This is a genomic window from Mesorhizobium sp. M7A.F.Ca.US.002.01.1.1 (assembly GCF_004022955.1).
In the GTDB taxonomy this organism is placed as follows: Bacteria; Pseudomonadota; Alphaproteobacteria; order Rhizobiales; family Rhizobiaceae; genus Mesorhizobium; species Mesorhizobium ciceri.
On record NZ_RZQE01000001.1, the window covers coordinates 69,105 to 87,411 of the forward strand.

18 protein-coding genes and 1 tRNA gene are annotated in these 18,307 nt (G+C 61.7%); 7 read left to right on the plus strand and 12 right to left on the minus strand.

The features are described 5' to 3' along the window. Positions 1–44: 44 nt before the first annotated feature. From EN932_RS00325 to EN932_RS00340, 4 genes are all read right to left on the minus strand, one after another. The gene (locus tag EN932_RS00325; RefSeq protein ID WP_127369843.1) at positions 45–845 is read right to left on the minus strand and encodes an ABC transporter permease; all 801 of its coding nucleotides are present in this window, start codon (positions 843–845) and stop codon (positions 45–47) included. Then, positions 842–1,768, minus strand: coding sequence for an ABC transporter permease (locus EN932_RS00330; RefSeq protein ID WP_127369844.1), 927 nt, complete (start codon positions 1,766–1,768; stop codon positions 842–844). The genes EN932_RS00325 and EN932_RS00330 overlap by 4 nt, the downstream gene beginning before the upstream one ends. Next, positions 1,768–2,850 (minus strand): ABC transporter ATP-binding protein, encoded by a 1,083-nt coding sequence (locus EN932_RS00335; RefSeq protein WP_013528516.1) that lies wholly within the window; start codon positions 2,848–2,850, stop codon positions 1,768–1,770. Before EN932_RS00335 ends, EN932_RS00330 begins: the two co-directional genes overlap by 1 nt. An 82-nt stretch (positions 2,851–2,932) precedes the next feature. Further along, a complete protein-coding gene (locus EN932_RS00340; RefSeq protein ID WP_127370427.1) occupies positions 2,933–3,973 on the minus strand; it encodes an ABC transporter substrate-binding protein in 1,041 nt (346 codons plus the stop codon). Between the two features lie 229 nt (positions 3,974–4,202). Here EN932_RS00340 and EN932_RS00350 point away from each other — a divergent pair, with 229 nt between their 5' ends. Together EN932_RS00350 and EN932_RS00355 are read left to right on the plus strand one after the other, a co-directional pair. Next, positions 4,203–4,904 carry a GntR family transcriptional regulator gene (locus EN932_RS00350; protein WP_245461027.1) on the plus strand — a complete coding sequence of 234 codons (702 nt, stop codon included), beginning with the start codon at positions 4,203–4,205 and terminating at the stop codon, positions 4,902–4,904. Positions 4,905–5,022: 118 nt separating this feature from the next. After that, the gene (locus EN932_RS00355) at positions 5,023–5,592 is read left to right on the plus strand and encodes a TMEM175 family protein (RefSeq protein WP_027161123.1); all 570 of its coding nucleotides are present in this window, start codon (positions 5,023–5,025) and stop codon (positions 5,590–5,592) included. 28 nt (positions 5,593–5,620) lie between these two features. Here EN932_RS00355 and EN932_RS00360 read toward each other — a convergent pair whose 3' ends face one another. From EN932_RS00360 to EN932_RS00380, 5 genes are all read right to left on the minus strand, one after another. Continuing rightward, positions 5,621–6,382 (minus strand): SDR family NAD(P)-dependent oxidoreductase, encoded by a 762-nt coding sequence (locus tag EN932_RS00360; RefSeq protein WP_127369480.1) that lies wholly within the window; start codon positions 6,380–6,382, stop codon positions 5,621–5,623. A gap of 212 nt (positions 6,383–6,594) precedes the next feature. Continuing rightward, the gene (locus EN932_RS00365; RefSeq protein WP_127224210.1) at positions 6,595–7,575 is read right to left on the minus strand and encodes a hypothetical protein; all 981 of its coding nucleotides are present in this window, start codon (positions 7,573–7,575) and stop codon (positions 6,595–6,597) included. Between the two features lie 398 nt (positions 7,576–7,973). Beyond that, positions 7,974–8,750: a hypothetical protein gene (locus EN932_RS00370; RefSeq protein WP_127224211.1), complete on the minus strand. Its 777-nt coding sequence runs from the start codon at positions 8,748–8,750 to the stop codon at positions 7,974–7,976. Between the two features lie 324 nt (positions 8,751–9,074). Then, a tRNA-Arg gene (locus EN932_RS00375) sits at positions 9,075–9,151 on the minus strand. A gap of 253 nt (positions 9,152–9,404) precedes the next feature. Next, a complete protein-coding gene (locus EN932_RS00380) occupies positions 9,405–10,907 on the minus strand; it encodes a HAMP domain-containing sensor histidine kinase (protein ID WP_013528506.1) in 1,503 nt (500 codons plus the stop codon). 278 nt (positions 10,908–11,185) lie between these two features. Between EN932_RS00380 and rpmH the strand changes: the two genes are divergently transcribed. The 4 genes from rpmH (at position 11,186) to EN932_RS00405 (ending at position 14,254) form a co-directional block, all read left to right on the plus strand. Then, positions 11,186–11,320, plus strand: a complete 135-nt coding sequence (gene rpmH, locus EN932_RS00390) for a 50S ribosomal protein L34 (protein WP_008833937.1) — start codon at positions 11,186–11,188, stop codon at positions 11,318–11,320. A 16-nt stretch (positions 11,321–11,336) separates the two neighbouring features. After that, positions 11,337–11,690 carry a ribonuclease P protein component gene (gene rnpA / locus EN932_RS00395; protein ID WP_013528505.1) on the plus strand — a complete coding sequence of 118 codons (354 nt, stop codon included), beginning with the start codon at positions 11,337–11,339 and terminating at the stop codon, positions 11,688–11,690. A 14-nt stretch (positions 11,691–11,704) separates the two neighbouring features. Beyond that, positions 11,705–13,516 (plus strand): membrane protein insertase YidC, encoded by a 1,812-nt coding sequence (gene yidC, locus EN932_RS00400; protein ID WP_063169714.1) that lies wholly within the window; start codon positions 11,705–11,707, stop codon positions 13,514–13,516. 177 nt (positions 13,517–13,693) lie between these two features. Beyond that, complete coding sequence (locus EN932_RS00405; protein ID WP_063169715.1) at positions 13,694–14,254, plus strand: fasciclin domain-containing protein; 561 nt, start codon at positions 13,694–13,696, stop codon at positions 14,252–14,254. Between the two features lie 189 nt (positions 14,255–14,443). Here EN932_RS00405 and EN932_RS00410 read toward each other — a convergent pair whose 3' ends face one another. From EN932_RS00410 to EN932_RS00420, 3 genes are read right to left on the minus strand one after another with little or no spacing between them, the layout of a single operon-like run. After that, a complete protein-coding gene (locus EN932_RS00410) occupies positions 14,444–15,985 on the minus strand; it encodes a DHA2 family efflux MFS transporter permease subunit (RefSeq protein ID WP_127369020.1) in 1,542 nt (513 codons plus the stop codon). Further along, on the minus strand, positions 15,982–17,274 hold the full coding sequence (locus tag EN932_RS00415; RefSeq protein ID WP_127369021.1) for an HlyD family secretion protein: 1,293 nt from the start codon (positions 17,272–17,274) through the stop codon (positions 15,982–15,984). The genes EN932_RS00410 and EN932_RS00415 overlap by 4 nt, the downstream gene beginning before the upstream one ends. Beyond that, on the minus strand, positions 17,267–17,731 hold the full coding sequence (locus EN932_RS00420) for a MarR family winged helix-turn-helix transcriptional regulator (protein WP_013528500.1): 465 nt from the start codon (positions 17,729–17,731) through the stop codon (positions 17,267–17,269). Before EN932_RS00420 ends, EN932_RS00415 begins: the two co-directional genes overlap by 8 nt. Before the next feature lie 202 nt (positions 17,732–17,933). Between EN932_RS00420 and EN932_RS00425 the strand changes: the two genes are divergently transcribed. Then, a complete protein-coding gene (locus tag EN932_RS00425) occupies positions 17,934–18,224 on the plus strand; it encodes a hypothetical protein (protein ID WP_245483243.1) in 291 nt (96 codons plus the stop codon). Positions 18,225–18,307 lie beyond the last annotated feature (83 nt).

Consider the following 18,307-nt stretch of genomic DNA (forward strand, 5'->3'; position numbering starts at 1 on the left):
TCACTTCTGCAAATTGGTCACTTCTGCGAATTGATCTGGTGAAATCAATGCCGCCGGCCGAAGATCTGCGCAACCGACAACAGCACGACCGACAGAACGATCAGGCAGGTCGAGATGGCGGCGATCGTCGGGTCGATCTGGTCGCGCAGCGCATTGAACATGCGGCGCGTCAATGTCGTCGTCTCGCCGCCCGATATGAACAGCGAAACCACCACTTCGTCGAAGGAGGTGATGAAGGCAAACAGCGCGCCCGAGACAATCGAGAAGCGGATCTGCGGCATCGTCACCTGCCAGAAGGCGGCGACGCGGCCGGCGCCAAGGCTGCGCGCCACGCGCTCCTGGTTCATGTCGTAGGAGCGCAATCCCGACAGCACGGTCAGCACCACCAACGGCAGCGCCTGCACCGTATGCGCGATGACCAGGCCGGTCAGCGTGTTGTTGAGGCCGATGCGCGCATAGAGAAAGAAGGTGCCGATGCCGATCAGGATCACAGGGACGATGAGCGACGCCGTCAGCAGCGCGTTGATGGTGCCGTTGAAGCGCAGCGTGCCCCGGTTGATGGCATAGGCGGCCGCGGTGCCGAGCGGCGTCGCCACCAGCACGGTCATGACAGCCACCTTGACCGAGACGATCGTGGCATCGCGCCACTCCAGCGACCCGAAATAGGCCTGGTACCAGCGCAGCGACCATTGCTGCGGCGGGAATTGCAGCAGCGTCGAATCGGAAAACGACATGATGACGATGATGATCGACGGTGCGATCAGGAACAGCAGCACGAGGCCGCCGAAGCAATAGAGCCATAGGCGTTGCCGGTGCGAGATAGGCAGGCCGAGATCCCTACTCATCTCGAACTCCACACGCCGGTGGCACGCGCGCCGAGCAGCCACTGGAACAGGCCGAGAAGCGCCAGCGTCACCACCAGCAGCACCACGCCCAGTGCTGCACCCGCGCCCCAGTTTGAATAGAGGCTGGTGGTCTGTTCCATGCGCATCGCCCACATGATGACCTTGCCGCCGCCCATCAAAGCCGGCGTGACGAAGAAGCCCAGGCAGAGCACGAAGACGATGACCACGCCCGAGGCGAGGCCTGGCAGCGACAGCGGAAAGAAGATCTGCCGGAAGGTGGCAGTCGGGCCGGCGCCGAGATTCATGCCGGCGCGCAGGCAGTCGGTGTCGATGGTCTTCATCGAAGCGTAGAGCGGCAGCACCAGGAACGGCAGCAAGATATGCGTCATGCCGATGACGACGCCGGAAAAATTGTTGGCGAGCGATAGCGGCTGGCTGATGATTCCGAGATCGATCAGCCAGCTGTTGATCAGTCCCTTGCGCTGCAGGATCACCAGCCAGGCATAGGTGCGCACCAGAACCGATGTCCAGAACGGCAGGATGACGAAGATCAGGCAGATCGACGCCGCCCGCCGCGACAGTTGCGACAGCATGTAGGCCAAGGGATAGCCGAGCAGCACGCAGGCGCCGGTGACGATGAAGGCGACCTTGAAGGTGGTGATGAAGGTCTTGATGTAGGAGGCCTGCTCGAAGAATCGCGCATAATTGGCGGCGCTGAAGCCGCCCGCTTCGTCGAACAGCGACAGCCAGAACAGCCAGCCGATCGGCACGATGATGATGGCGAAGACCAGAAGCAGGCTTGGCGACAACAGCGCCAGCAGCCGTAGTGATTCACGCCGGGCGTCGGCGTGAAGTCCCTGCGTGTTGAGCTCCCGGCCTGCGGCGCTGCCGATCTCTTCCATGAGGGCGGGCTGCGCGCTCATCAGTCTGCCGCCACCAGGATCGTGTCCTGCGCATCGAGACCGAATGAGACTGGCTGGCCGGGCGCCGGCATTTTGGCCAGCACATCGCTGCGGCAATAGTCGCGCAAAGTCAGCTGGCGGCCGTCGCGCAACGCCGCGTAGCAGACGAAGCTGTCGCCCTGATAGATGATGTCGCTGACTTTCGCCTCGAGCACGTTGACGCCGCTTGTCGGTTCGGCGTCTGCCAGGAGCCGCAGCTTTTCCGGCCGCACCACCATCAGGTGCTGGCCTGCCGCCGGCACTGGTGCCGCGGTATGGATTCTCCGGTCCTCGTACCAGACGGAGCCGTTGCGGCACTCGACCGGAATGAAATTCGATTCGCCGATGAAGCCGGCCACAAATCGCGTTTGCGGCCTGGCGTAGAGGGTTTCAGGCTTGTCGAGCTGTTCGATGCGCCCGGCGTTCATGACCGCGATGCGGTCGGACATGGTGATGGCTTCGCGCTGGTCGTGCGTGACATAGACGGTGGTCATGCCGAGCCGGCGATGCAGGGCGCGCAGCTCGATCTGCATGTGCTCGCGCAGGCCCTTGTCGAGCGCCGACAAGGGTTCGTCCATCAGCACGATGCGCGGCTCGAAGACGATGGCGCGCGCCAGCGCCACACGCTGTCGCTGGCCGCCGGAGAGCTGGTCGACCCGGCGCTCGCCCAGGCCCTGCAATTTCACCAGATCGAGCGCCTTCTCGACACGTTCGGCCGTCTCGGCCGCGGCGACGCCGCGCTGCTTCAGCGGAAAGGCGATGTTGTGGAAGACGTTCATGTGCGGAAACAGCGCGTAGTTCTGGAACACCATGCCGATGTTGCGCTTGTGCGGCGGCGTGGTGATGATCTCGTCGCCGCCGACCCTGATCGAGCCGGCATTGGCCCGCACGAAACCGGCCAGGATCATCAGCAGCGTCGTCTTGCCGGAACCGGAAGGGCCGAGCAGCGTCAGGAATTCGCCGGCCTCGACATCGAGGTTAAGGTCGCGCAGCACAGGCACGCTGCCAAATCGTTTCTCGATCCCGCGCATGCCGATGGGCAACGCGGATGGCGCAATGGACAAGATTTTTCGCTCCTTAGCCGCAGAGAACAGGTGGCGAGGCAGTGGCTGGTTACGCTGCCCGCCGTAAGCTTGTGTCCGCAGCCTATTGCTGGATCAGATTGTTGAACTTCTCCGTCGCCTCGATCAGATTGTCGCGCCAGAATTCTGCATCCTGCAACACCTGCTTCTTGACGTTTTCGGGCGCCGAATTGATGTCCTTGATCCTGTCCTGCGGGATCTTGCCGGTCTCGAAAGCCTTCTCGTTTACCGGGCCATTGTCGACGTAGAGCGGCAGATTGGCCTGCAGCTGCGGGCTGACGAACATCGCAAGCGCCTTCATCGCGGCTTCCTTGTTCTTGGCACCCTTGGGGATGACCATGCAGTCGGCGGTCAGCACGCCCTGATCGAAGGAGAAGCTGACCGGCGCGCCTTCCTTCTTCAAGGTGCCGGCGCGGCCGTTCCAGATGCTCGCCATGTCGACTTCGCCGTCTTTCACCAGTTGCATGGCCTGCGCGCCGGAGGTCCACCAGGCGTCGACATGGCCACGGATCTTGTCGACCGATTTCAGCGCGCCGTCGACATCCACGGGATAGACCTTGTCGATCGGCAGGCCCGAGGCGAGAGCCGCGACGCTCAGCGTTTCGGTCGCCTGGCTGCCGCTCAACGCGCGCCGTCCCGGAAACTTTTCCACGTTCCAGAAGTCGGCCCAGGTCTTGGGGCCTTTGTCGCCGAACACATCAGTCCGGTAGATCAGCACGACGGAGGTGTAGGAAATGCCGACCCAGTCATCGTGGACAAGCTTCGGGTTGATGCCGGTCTTATCGATGATGCCGTAGTCGAGCTTTTCGAACAGCCCTTCCTTCGAACCGCGCGCGCATTCGTCGGCGCCAAGTTCGGTGATGTCCCATTTCACTGCATTGCCGGTCACCTGCAGCCGGACGTCGTCGAGGCCGTTGGTGGTGTCCTCCTTGATGGTGATGCCGAGCGCGTCGGCTGTCGGCTTGAAGAACGCCTTGGTCTGCGCTTCCTGGTAGGTGCCGCCCCACGAGGCGACAGTGATGGTATCGCCCGCCACGGCGGGGGCCGCGACCGCTGCCACGAGGGCGGCCACCGCGACAACGCTGATGCTTCTGGTCCTGTTCATTTTCGGCTCTCCACCGGTGTTCCCATTGTTTTTGATTTCGCATGCTATTTTGTATACAATTTAAAGTGTAGCTTCGGGATCAGCGATGTCAACACCGATCGGCGCGCCTGGGGTCGTCGACCCGGGCTGGGAGATGGGGCGCCGGAGCGTGGCAAACCGCGCCGACTTTGAATACAGCTATGCGTGAGAACGTATGCCGGCAGAAAGACCGGAGAACTGGAAACGGAACTTGGCCAAGGAAACCAAAAACACGCTGCGCGACTCGGTCTATTCCGCGCTCAAGGCGATGATCGTGACCGGCCAGATCCCGCCGGGATCGCGCGTCACCGAGAACGACATCGCCGCAAAACTCAATGTCAGCCGCACGCCGGTGCGCGAGGCCTTCAACCGCCTCGAGCGCGACGGCCTGGTCACCGGCCGGCCGCGCCAGGGCTATGTCGTCACCGAGTTCGACATCAACATGTTCCGCGAGGCCTTCGAGATCCGCGAACTGCTCGACGGCCACGCGACGGAACTGGCCGCCGCTGCTGCGACGGAACAGGACAAGGCGCGGCTGCGTGTCATGCTGGCCGAATGCGAGCGGCTGGCCGCCATTCCGGAGCGCACCACGCGCGAAAAATTCCAGGAGCTCGAAGTCGGCATCGACCTGCACCGCGTCATCGCCGAAATCAGCGGCAATGCGATGCTGCATGGCATGCTGTGCGGCATCCTCGACAAGTGCCAGCACTATGTCTGGACCGAACTGTTGTGGCTCGACGAATGGAAGATCGCCCGCGACGAGCATGCCGAGATCGTCGAGGCGATCTGCGCCGGCGATGCCGCCCGAGCCGGCACGCTGGCCCGCGCCCACGTAAGGGGCTCGCGCGACAATGTGCTGCGCCTGCTGCAGGCGAAATCGGACTACCAGAGTTTTCTGGCCAAGGCGTCCTGAGCGGCGCTGGTGGCGGCGTCAGATGGTCCATATGGATATTGCTATCGACAGCACTACTATATGTCTCACGAACTGCGACGAGGACGGTCCAGTGCTTCCCTCGACAGGGCTCGATCGGTTGAGCGCATTTTCGGATGGCGTGTTCGCCGTCCTCATCACGGTGCTGGTCCTCGACTTGCGCCCGCCGGAGTTGCCGACGTTCAAGGCGCTTCTGGAGCTCTGGCCGACATGGCTGAGCTACAGCGTCAGCTATCTCTTCATCGCCATCGTCTGGGCGAACCATCATCATCTGTTACGCCACGCCAGGGAGGCGACAGCCAGCCTGATGTGGTACAATTTCGCACATCTGTTCTCGGTTTCGCTGCTGCCGCTGGCGACCGCGTGGATGGCGGTCAGCGAGCTGGCGCCGCAGCCGGTCGCCTTCTATGCCGCCGTCTTCTTCCTGGTGAACCTGACCTACATTCTTCTGATCCGCGAACTCATCGACCCGATGCCGGAGAACGCGGTTCCGCTCGCGGTGCGCAAGCGCATGCGCATCCGGTCGCTCGCGACGCTCTGTCTATTCGCGCTGGCGGGGCTGGTCGCCCTGAAATATCCAGTCGCGGGCTTGGCGATCTGTTGCTGCTGCTTGGCCGTCTATCTCAGGCCGGAAGCGCCGGGGGCAGGCAAAAGCTCGGGCAAAGGCTGAATTCTCGCACCCGACGCGTTAAACGGCTTCAGCCCTTGCGCTCCTGAAGGCTGTTGCCGCCATCGACCACCAGCAGGGCGCCGTTGACATAGCTGGCGCCTTCCGAGGCCAGGAACACGACCGCGGCGGCCACCTCATCCGGTCGCCCGGCCCGCGCCGGCGGCGTATTCAGGGCGGCTTGCCGCTCCATCTCGCTCGACGACCCTGTTTCGATCCAGCCGGGAGCCACGGCATTGACGGTCACGCCGCTTTTCGCCACTTCGAGCGCCAGCGTGCGTGTCAGGCCGACCATGCCGGCCTTGGCGGCGGAATAGGCTGATGTGCCTTCGAAAGACACCAGCGGCCCGGTGACCGACGCCACATTGACGATGCGCCCGTAGCCCGCTTCGACCATCGCCGGCAGAAACGCCTTCGTGACGAGGAATGCCGTCTTCAGGCTGACGTCGATCCCCTGATCCCAGTCGGCCTCGGTCATGGCGAGAAACGCCTTGTCGACCGATGGCGATGCCAGCGAGCCCATGCCGGCATTGTTGACCAGTATATCGACCGCGCCGACATCGGCCCGCAGCCGCGTGACATCGGCAGCGATGGTGAGATCGGCGATTGCGGCCCTGGCATCGATGCCTTCTGCACGGAGCTCAACGGCGCGATCGAGCACACGTGCACTGGCACCGGTGAGAAAAACGGCATGGCCGGCTTGGCCGAGCTGCCGGGCAATGGCAAAGCCGATGCCGTCGGCCGCTCCGGCCCCGGTGATAAGTGCTCGCTTGGTGGTAGTGATGGATGTCAATTCAGGCTCCGTTGGTTCCGCCTGCCGTGCGCGGTCGAACGCCAGCGGTCACAATCGTCGAACCATATAATCCATGGGGTACATAGCGCGCCTATTTTTCCTGTTAAATCGCATGCAGCGCGTCGACGGTATGGAAACCCGAAACACGTTCCATCATGGAAATTCAGTCCGACCAGCTCGCGGCTGTGAAAAAGAAGTAGGGGGAAATAGTCCTAGGTTGTGACAGGCTTCGGCAAGGTGAGCCAAGGTGGACGCTTGAGGTGGACCCGACTGCCGCCGACACTTATCTTGCGATCATACCGGGCTGAGAACTCGGAAATGAGCATGAGCGCCGCGAAGTAGGCTTCCGTCGCATAGCGGATTGTCCATTTCGTACCCAGACCGTACCGTCCTTCCATCATCTCGCGTGAATTGGGGAGCTTCTTTAGGAGGCCGCGGTTGATGCCGGAACAATGCGGAAGCGCGTCGTCGTAAAGGTAAAAAAGGTCGTGGGTTTCACGATACTTTCTGCCTGTCTTTTGAAGAATGAATGCCTTTATCGTCCGTTCGATTGCCATCTGCATCGACCACATTGCAGCGCCCCTTGCGGTATCACTATCAGTAAGCAGACCTATTGCCGCGTTTTGAAGATCAGAAAGAACCCCATCAATCAATTCCGTGATTTCATGATCCGGCGCGGTCACTCCCATCGTGTTCATTCTGATCCTGCGCAAGGCGGTGGCCACCGCCGTCGTCCTCGTTTTCAGTTTTCGGCTTTCCGTCAGGTCTATCTTCGCGAGGTTGGGCGGGTTTACGAGCCAGTCGGTGGGCGTCTCGCCCTGTTCAATGCCAAGGGGGAAATGAAGCCAAACGGTTTCACCAGGTGTCCCCGGCGTGGTGCGTGTTAGTGGAACGCGGATTTCAATCGGGACATGCCGAACAAGCACTACGCCCGACGCAAAACCCTCCCCGCTACTCTGATCAAAAGCACTTCCGTAGGTATCGCGATACCATGTCTCAATATGGTGGAAGATCACCGCAAACCATGGTTTCCCTGCAAAATCCTCCTTCGTGTCGCCCCGAATGTCCAGAATGCTTTCTAGAACGAACTTGATTGAAGCCCTAAGCGGACGTTGCCAAAGTGGGAGCTCCTCCACCTGAAGCTCCAAGTCGATTAGCTGCATATGCTCGGCAATAGCTTCTTCAAGCGTCACTTAGGACCTCCGGTCGTGCGGAACAATTATATGATGGAGAAGGAAGTAACGGACAGGTCGACGCTTTTCCCATAGATGTTCGAAAATTGCGGATTGTTGCCCCGTCGCCGCGTTCCCATGTTCCGGCACTCAAACCGGAGACAATGAAATGCCGAAGTCAACAATCAGTGCCGCCCTTTTACAAGAGCACCTTCACGGTGGCGGGTCGGTCTATGAAGAGGGGCAGAAAGCCTGTCGACGCCACGTCCCGCTGCGCAAATGCCCCTATACGGATAGCGGTCGCCGTGAAAGGTGGATGAAGGGCTGGCACGATGAACAGGCTGAGTTCATGACCAGCTAGGTCGTCCGCATGAGATCTATGAGGTCTGCCGAACTTGAACTGAAGCGCAAGGAGTATTTCAGTCCTCCCGGTTCGCCCATGCGATCATTTCGTCCGTCACTTGAACCGGTCGGGACTGATAGAGCTTTGAGATTGTTACGAACCGATCAAGGACCTTTTGGTCAACATCCGCGTCCACGTCAAAATCTCGTTTGAGCCGTTCTTTGGTTTCCCGCCAGACCTTCAAGGCGTAACCTGCCAAATCCTCCTTGATCGAAATCTTGAAGGGGTCTTTGATGTCTTCAGGTATCTCGCGAAACTGCGCCCAGCGCCGATTGTAGCCTTCATTGTCACGGACGGGACTTCCAAACTCCTGCTCGATCCTTTGCCTTGCAGCCTCTTTTCCTTTATTCGTAGCGGCTCTTAGTTTCCTGATTTCGGGCATCGTCATGTCGAAAAGGAAAGTGTCATCCATTTCCTTTTTGATGTCCGAAAAATCGACCTTCTGTCCAAGGGTGTTGTGCTGCGTGACAAGATCATCATAGAGCTTCCAATGATCATTCCACTTTCCTGCAACCCCGATACGCCCCGCCTTCACCTTTCCAAGTATAACTTCCCGCGTGTAGATCGAAACGATATCGCGCAAGCGTTCAATGAGGTCAGCGGCTTCTTTCTGCTTGTCCTCCCAAAGCTCCGCTTCAAAGCCCAGCCCTTTGAAGCGTTTGAAGCGCGAAACGTTGGCGTAGAGAAAGCTGAGAAAGCCAAGGCCAAAGACTGCGGCGGCTTCTGTCACTTTTTCCTGATAGATCAATGTCAGGCTCGCGCCGAGCAGGGCCAAGCCGACGATCACAAACAAGACCCGTTCCCAATTCGTAACGAACCACTTCCCAAAGGGTTTAAGCATTGCCTTGATTGATCCCCGCGCCTTCTTGCATAGATGGCGGGAAGATCGGCAATGCGCAACTGCTACCCGTTCCGTGAGGCTGCCCGAGAATGGCTTCCTCACGGTTTGTCACCCTCGATGAGAGTAGGACAGCCAGTGAACCGCATATGAAATTAGTGGGAGTATCCGTGGGGCTTTGAGCCCCATTCCGGGATTTTTACGGCTTTTTGTTCCCCTCTAGGCTGTTGAAGGCAACATAGAAAAGGTCGGAAATCCCAACGGTCTCATATAATTGTTTGGCGCGCCCGAAGAGATTCGAACTCCTGACCCCCAGATTCGTAGTCTGGTGCTCTATCCAGCTGAGCTACGGGCGCGCAACAGGCCATGCTTTCCATGACCCCGCAATCCGATCGTAAACGACCGGTCGCGACGAGACGTGTTCCCTAGCGACTGAATTTCGGAAAAGCAAGCCGATCCGGCAAAAGTTTTGTCACAAGTGCCTTGGTTGGTGATGAAGGCTGGGATTCCGGCAGATGGCAACGGTCCGAAGTTGAGCCGGTTCCTGCTCATTGGAAGAAGCATCGGGCCAGAGGACAAGAGGGCCGGGCGACCCGGCGCTCTAAACCGTCACGCCGGGCGGCGCAGGCCGTTGCGGGCCTGGTCGAGCCGGACCGGCTGGTCGGGGATGGTGACGGCGAATGTGGTGCGCCCGCCAATGCTCTCGACCAGCTCGACCGTGCCGCCGTGCGCGCGGATCAGTTCGTGCGCGATCGCCAGGCCAAGGCCGGTGCCGCCGCTGCGCGCCGAGCCGCGAAAGGCCGCGAACAGGTTTTCGCGCGCCTTGGGCGGCAGGCCGGGGCCGGTGTCGCTGACGGCGATGCGGCTGACGCTGCCCAGGCGCACGGCCGACACCGCCAGGCGGCGCACCAGGGCGCTTTCACTGTCGGCCGCCATCGCCTGCACGGAATTCCGGCACAGATTGGTCAGCACCCTGAACAACTGGTCGGAATCGGCATCGACCTCGAAGGCCGGCTCGACCGAATTGACGAACTCGATGCCTTGCTCGATGTCCAGCAGGCCGTGCACGTCCTCGACCAGTTGCCGCAGCCTCAGGCGTCGGCGCGCCGGCGGCGGCTCCTGCGTGCGGCCGTAGTGAAGCACGCCTTCGGAATAAGACACGGCGCGGTCGAGCGCGCGCAGCAGTTTCGGCGCGAAGGCCTGCACCGTCGGATCCTTGACCTGACGCAAGCGGTCCGACATCAGCTGCGCGGAAGCCAGGATGTTGCGCATGTCATGGTTGATCTTGGAAACCGCCAGGCCGAGATCGGCAAGATGCTTCTGCTCGGAGAGCATTTTTTGCAGCCGTTCCTGCATCTGCGACAGCTCGCGCTCGGCAACGCCGATCTCGTCGGCGCGGGCAGCCGGATGGATGATCCGCCCGGGATCGTCAGGGGCTTCGGAGAAAGATAGCATCGAGCGCGTCATCGTCCGGATCGGTCCGATCATGATCAGGTCGATGGCGGCGTAGACCAGCATGGCGGTGAACAGCGAGATCAGCAGCGAGACGAAGGCGACGTTGCGCGAATAGCGCAGCATCGCGTTGCGCAGGCTGTTGTCGGGCATGATCAGCTCGAACTCCTTGTCCGAGTCGCCGACCGGACCGAAGACGCGCAGCATACGGTCGCCGCCGAAAAACAACGTGTCGAGCGCACCGGTCATGCCCTTGATCATGCCGATCGAGGCGATATCGATGTGTTCGTCGACCTTCGGCGGCATTTCGGCCACCACCAGCAGCCGCGAGACGCCTCCGTCGCGCACCGCGATCGCCTTGGCGCCGATCGCCATCAGCACGTCGTTCTGCGCCGTGCGCGACAGCGAGGTGGGTTCACCCTGCACCAGCACGATCGACACCGCCGCCGCCGTGCTCAGCCGCTCCTTCAGCCAGTTCAGCCGGTAGCTCGCGATCCAGGGCAGGAAGATCAGCACTTCGGCCAGCAGCACGAAGACGATGGTCAGCAGCAGCAGCTTGGTCGACAGGCCGCGCGACAGCGGCACCGTGCGCACGCTGGCCGGCGCCTCGGTGGACCCCGCCGTGCCGATCCCTTCCTGTGCCTGTATGGTTTCGCTCATGCGGCTAATGTCTTCACGATCACTTGATCAACGCAGATTAGGCGATTACGGCTTTTTTGCCAATTTCATCCTTGGTCGCAAACATAAACCGGCCTGAATGGCGAAGCTTTCGGCCCGACGACTCCGGATTGACTTCCAAAAGCCTTCTTTCTATAAGCCCGCACACGCTCGGGCCATTCGTCCCGGCGCGGTTTCGATCGCGCCAAAGCCGGCCCGGCAAAGCTCCTGTTACACAGTGACAGAATCAAGAAGGGCCGCACCCCGCGGTATTAAAACAAATGAAGCGTACCTACCAACCGTCCAAACTCGTCCGCAAACGTCGGCACGGCTTTCGTGCCCGCATGGCCACCAAGGGTGGTCGCGGCGTCGTCGCAGCTCGCCGCAACCGCGGTCGCAAGCGGCTCAGCGCCTGAACGGAAGACGAGATCGTTGCCCGCATCCGGCAAGCCAGTGGGACCAAATCCCAAGCGGCTTCTGAAGCGCGCGGAATTCCTGGCTGTCCGTCGTGGTGAAAAACGACGCGGGCGGCTTTTTCTCGTCGAAGTTCTCGACCGCGGCGACGGCCTGTCGCCGCGCGTCGGCTACACCGTCACCAAGAAGGTCGGCAATGCGGTTGTCCGCAACCGCGTCCGGCGGCGGCTGCGAGAAGCCGTCCGTACGCACGCCGCAAGTGACATGGCGCCTGGCAATGACTATGTCATCGTCGGGCGCGAAGACGTGCTTACCACTCCGTTCGGCCAGTTGAAGGCCGAACTCTCCCGCCGACTGCGCGGAACACGATAGGCCAAGGGCTTTCGATGGAAAACAACCGGAACTTCTTCATCACCATCGCGCTGTCGGTGCTGATCCTGGCGGTATGGCAATATTTTTATGTGTTGCCGCGCAGCGAAGCGCAGCGCGAGGCCGCCCGCGTCGAACAGCAGCGCGTCGAGGAGCAGAAGAAGGCCGCCGGCACCAATCCCGGTACCGACACCGGAACGCCCGCCGCCCCTGGCGCCATTCCCAACGCACCCGGCACCGATGCCGTGACGCCGGCCGGCCGCGAACAGGCGCTCGCCACGACGACCCGCGCGAAGATCGACACGCCGAGCCTTGAGGGTTCGATCAACCTGACCGGTGCCCGTCTCGACGACCTCAAGCTCAAGCACTACACCGAGACGGTCGACAAGAACTCGCCCGAGATCAGCCTGCTCAACCCGGCGGCACTGCCCAATGGCTACTATGCCGAGATCGGCTTCGTCGGCAACGACAAGACCGGCGCGGTGCCCGGTCCCGAAACAGTGTGGGCTATCGACGGCAATGCGACACTGACGCCGACGACCCCGGTCACGCTGACCTATTCGAACGACAAGGGCCTGACCTTCAAGCGCACCTTTTCCGTCGACACCAACTACATGTTCACGGTGTCCGACACGGTGCAGAATGCCGGCACGGCCGCCGTCTCGCTGTCCAATTACGGCCGCGTCACCCGCTTCGACAAGCCGCTCGTTGCCAGCACCTATGTGCTGCATGAGGGCCTGATCGGCTTCACCGGCACGGAAGGCCTGCAGGAACACAAATACGCGTCCATCGAGAAGGACAAGCAGTTCACGCCGGGCAAGTCGACCGACGGCTGGCTCGGCATCACCGACAAATACTGGGCGGTGACGCTGGTGCCGACCGAGAAGCAGCCGTTCCAGCCGCGCTATGCCTATTTCGAGGACGGCCGCCATCGCTACCAGTCCGACTTCCTCACCGACCCGATCACCGTCGATGCCGGCCAGTCGGCGACGGTGGAGAGCGAGATCTTCGCGGGCGCCAAGGAAGTCGGCAAGATCAACGCCTATGCGGAAGACCGTCATATCAAGCGGTTCGACCTTTTGATCGACTGGGGCTGGTTCCACTTCATCACCAAGCCGATGTTCTGGCTGATCGACACGCTCTACAAATTCTTCGGCAATTTCGGCCTGGCCATTCTCGCCACCACCGTCATCGTCAAGGCCATCTTCTATCCGCTCGCCAACAAGTCGTACGCGTCGATGGCGAACATGAAGAAGGTGCAGCCGAAAATGCTCGAGATCCGCGAGAAATACGCGGACGACAAGATGAAGCAGCAGCAGGCGATGATGGAGCTGTACAAGACCGAGAAGATCAACCCGCTTGCCGGCTGCTGGCCGGTGGCACTGCAGATCCCGGTCTTCTTCTCGCTTTACAAGGTGCTCTACATCACCATCGAAATGCGGCACGCGCCGTTCTTCGGCTGGATCCAGGATCTGGCCGCGCCCGATCCGACGTCGCTGTTCAACCTGTTCGGCCTGATCCCGGTCACCCTGCCGCACATGCTGATGATCGGCGTCTGGCCGCTGATCATGGGCGTCACCATGTTCCTGCAGATGCGCATGAACCCGACGCCGCCGGATCCGACGCAGGCTGCGATCTTCACCTGGATGCCTGTCATCTTCACCTTCATGATGGCGGGTTTCCCGGCCGGCCTGGTCATCTACTGGGCCTGGAACAACACGCTGTCGATCCTCCAGCAGGGCATCATCATGAAGCGCCAGGGTGCCAAGATCGAGCTGTGGGACAATCTGGTCGCGCTGTTCCGAAAGAAACCATCACCGGCCGAATAGAAGGCGCAGCGCTTTCTCCAGCCTTCAAAGCCCCGCCTCGCGCGGGGCTTTTCGTTTAAGCAGCTCCGGCATCACGTTCCCGTGATCGGCGAAACTTGCGCCCCCTCGGCGGCGTGACTGCCTGTGCGTTTCCAAAGGCTATCAATTCCGATCAGCCCTCACACGGAGGAAGACCACATGCGCTTGCCGTCATTCAGGATCATCGCCCTTTCCGCACTCGTCGCCGGCGTGGCGATTGCCGCGCCCGCCTATGCCAAGAACCCGAATGTCGGCGGCGCGCCGATGTACACAACCAAGAACATCGTCGAGAACGCCGTCAATTCGAAGGACCACACGACGCTGGTCGCCGCGGTCAAGGCCGCCGGCCTGGTCGACACGCTGCAGGGCGCTGGCCCGTTCACAGTCTTTGCCCCGACCAACGCGGCGTTTGCGAAACTGCCCAAGGGCACCGTCGACACGCTGCTGAAGCCGGAGAACAAGGGCAAGCTCACCAAGGTGCTGACCGCGCATGTCGTGGCCGGCAAGATTTCGGGCGCCGAGATGATGAAGAAGGCCAAGGCGATGGGCGGCAAATACGAGATGAAGACCGTCTCCGGTGACACGCTGACCGCCGAAGTCAAGAAGGGCAAGCTCTACATCATGGATGAGTCAGGCGGCGAGGCGCGAGTGACGATCGCCGACGTCAACCAGTCGAACGGCGTCATCCATGTCGTCAACAAGGTGCTGTTGCCGAAGTAACGAACGGCTTCCGGCAAAGGGGATCAAGGCAGGTCCGTTGGGGCTTTCTCGGGCCTGCCATCCCCGCCTCATGACGAGGTGCCATGTTTCTTGGGAAGTCGTATCGGCATTGGCCGGGGTCCTGTCCCTCACAGGACCCCGGTTTCTTTTTGGCTGTTGCCTGTGCAGCCGGATAAGTTTCGAGCGTCGTCACTCCATCACGGCGCTGTGGTCGATCTTGGCCGGAGTCGCCGGCTTGCGCAGCAACAGAACCAGCGGAATGGCGGCAAGCGACAGGATCATCATCAGCTTGAAGTCGTTCATATAGCTGATGATCGTGGCCTGCAGCGTGACCACGCCGTCGAGCGCGGCGCGGCCCGCGGCGCTGTAGGGATCCATTGCCTGGAAGATCGCCGGATTGCTGAACGCCTGGTTGTAGGGTGTCACATAGGTGGCGATGTTGGCGTGGTTGATCTGCACGTTCTGCGTCAACAGCGCGGTGACCACCGAGATGCCGACGCTGGAGCCGATGTTTCGTGACAGATTGTAAAGGCCTGTGCCTTCCGCGCGCCGCTCCGGCGCCAGCGTGGCGAAGGTGATGGTGGTCAGCGGCACGAACAGGAAACCCAGGCCCGCGCCCTGGATGAAGCCGGTGCTGATGATCGTCCATTGCGAGACGTCAGGCGTCCAGCCGGTCATGTCGTACATCGCCCAGGCGGTGACCAGCAGGCCGGTTAGAAGCAGCCAGCGTGTGTCCACCTTGCCGATCAGCCTGCCGACCAGGAACATGCAAGCCATGGTGCCGAGACCGCGCGGCCCCATGACGATGCCGGCCGTCACCACCGGATAGCCCATCAGCGTCTGCAGATAGGGCGTCATCAGGGCAAGCGAGGCCAGATAGGTGATGCCGATGATGAAGATGAAGATCATGCCGACGGCGAAATTCCTGTCGAGGAACAGCCGCGGGTTCACGAAGGTGTTTTTGGCGGTGAAGGTGTGGACGAGGAAGACGTAGAAGGCCGACGCGCAGATCAGCGCCTCGACGATGATCTCGGACGACGAGAACCAGTTGAGCTGCTCGCCGCGATCGAGGAACATCTGCAGCGACGCGATGGTGACGCTGAGCATGCCGAAGCCCAGCCAGTCCAGCCTGGCCTTGAGGTCCGTCTTGGTTTCCTGGACGAACATCGAGACGCCGGCGAAAGCCAGGGCCCCGATCGGAACATTGATGTAGAACACCCAGCGCCAGCTGACATTCTCGGTCAGCCAGCCGCCGATGACCGGCCCGAGCACCGGCCCGACCATCACCGAAACGCCGAACAGCGCCATCGCCGAGCCGCGCTCCTCGACGCTGTAGATGTCGAGCAGGATGCTCTGCGCCAGCGGCACCAGGGCTGCGCCGAACAGGCCTTGCAGCAGGCGGAAGCCGACGATCTGCGGCAGCGACTGCGCGAAGCCGCACAGCACCGACGCGACGACGAAGCCGGTGATCGAGATCAGCAGGATGCGCTTGCGGCCGAAGCGATTGGCAAGATAGCCCGAAGGCGGCGTCATGACGGCTGCCGCGACGATGTAGGACGTCAGCACCCAGTTTATCTGGTCGGCGCTGGCCGAAACGCTGCCCTGGATATAGGGCAGCGCCACATTGGCGATGGTGGTATCCAGCGCCTGCATGATCACGGCCAGGATTACGCAGGCGGTGATGGCGCCGCGATTGGCGACCACGCCACCTGTCGCGGACGCGCCGGTCATGACTTTTGTCCGAACCGACCGAGGAGGTCCGTCACGAAGTCCGGCAGGCCGCGCGCATGGCCGGTATCGATGCCGACCACGACGCTCATCCCGCCGCGCAGCGGCGGCTTGCCCTGGAGATCGTCCACCGTCACGCGCATCGGAATGCGTTGCACGACCTTGACCCAGTTGCCGGTGGTGTTCTGCGCCGGAAGCAGCGAGAAGCTCGACGACGACGCCGGGCTGATCGAGGCGACCCTGCCGTGCCAGACGGCACCGGGATAGCTGTCGACGCTGATCGTCGCCGTCTGTCCCGGCCGCACATAGGTCAGTTCGGTTTCCTTAGGCTCCGCCGCGATCCACAGCTCGGTCGCCGAAATCAGGCTGAACGCCGGCTGCGAAGCCGGCAGGTACTTGCCGACCTGAAGCGCGTCGACATTGGTGACGATGCCGTCGAATGGCGCCTTGACGATGGAATCGGCAAGGTTGCGCTGGGCGTCGTCCACCGCCGACTGCGCCTGGAGATAGAACGGGTTCTTCTCCACCGGCTGGCTGGCGTCGCCGCCGAGCTGGGCAAGTGTCGCCTGTGCCTGCGCTTGGGCAACGGACACTTTCTGGCGGGCGGCGACGAGGTCGTGCTGGGCGCTGTCGAAGGTCGCCTTGGAGGAGGTGGAGGTCTTGAGCAGATCCTGCTGGCGTTGGAAAGCGGCCTCGTAGTAGGGGATGTCGGCCTGCGCCTGCTCGATCAGCGCCTGCGACTGCTGGTAGCTCGCCTGCAAGGTCAGCACCTGGTTGCGCACTGTGCCGAGCTGTGCCTGGGCGGCGGCAAGAGCGGTTTCGAAAGAGGCCGGCCGCAACCGGAAAAGCACCTGGTCCTTCTTCACCGCCTCGTTCTCGTGCACGTCGATCTCGGACACAGTGCCGGAGACATCGGTGGAAACGCCGAGCGACTGCGCCTGGATGTAGGCATTGTCGGTCGTCATGACCTGGCCGCCGATGACGTAGTAATAGCCGCCGACGACCAGCGCGAACGGAAGCAGGGCAAACAGGATCGGCCGTGCCCGGCCGCGCTTGGGCTTGACCGGCGCCGGAGGCGCCACCGCAACCCCGGCCTGGCGTGGCTCCTTGGACGGAGCCTCGAGCGCCGCCGGCTCCAGGGCGACCGGTGCTTCGAGCTCGTCATTGTCGATGACGGTGCTGGCTCGCCTTTGCTCGCGTTCGCTGTCCAGCCGGATGACCTGGTCGCGCGCCCGGTCGGCGGCGGATCCGTCTTCTTCGACAGGCTTCTTTGGTGAGGTTGATTCAGCCATGTGTTTTCTCCCGGTCGGCGGCAGGCTGGGCGCAAGCCGCGAGCAGATTGGATTTGATGAGGGATAGGGTTTGCAGCAGATGCAGTTGCGCATCCGCGGAAAGGCCGACAAAGGCCTCGTCACGCGTCTTCCGCCCATTGCCGCGCATGATTTCGATCAGCGGATGGGCTTGCGGCTTCAGGTACAGCAGCCATGCCCGGCGGTCAGCGGGATCGGGCCGGCGCTCGATGAAGCCGCTTGCTTCCATCTTGTCGAGCAGCCGGGCGAGCGTGATCGGCGTGATCTCGATCAGGTCCGCCAGTTTGTTCTGGTGGATGCCTTCATGCAGGCTGAGATAGGCCAGCACCTGCCACTGGGCGCGGGTCAGCCCCGATGCCCGCGACCTCTGCTCGAACCGCTTTCGAAGCAGGCGCGCGACATCGTGCAGCACGAAGCTGATGTTGGGTGACGATGGCATGGGAGGTACTGGAGTTTTTCGGCGCGACTGTTAGTGAGCATGCTTATTATCATCATGCACATAATCTTGCTGGACGCGGTGCGCAAGACGGACTAAGCCCGCCTGGAAAAAATGACGCATGGGCTGCGACCCACCCAAAGGCTCAGGTAGCGGGCTGTTGCCGGGCAAGGATACGACGATGAATTGGCTGAAGATCGCGACCGTGGCGGCCATTGCGGGATGGCCGGGCATTGCGCTCGCAAAGGGCGCCGTCAGTTGCGGCGGCGCCGCCATGCTGGGTGGCGCGCAATTGAACTGCAGCCACGTCGAACCCCAGGCGCCGCCTCAGTTTTGCACCTATAGCTGGGCTCTCCACATGCCGGCCGGCGACCAGAAAATCGTCGAAGGCAGCTTCATGCTGCCGCCCGGCGCCACGAATGTCACCGTCTATCAGGGCAGCGGTTTCGACAGTGCGCTGTCCGATCCGATCGTGATTTGCCGCGGCAGCAAATGAGCAAGGCCGTCAAGGAAAGCTCGCTCGTCGCCCGATTGGTGCTATAGGGCGGATCACGCTATTTTGAACGGGCGCATTCGAGT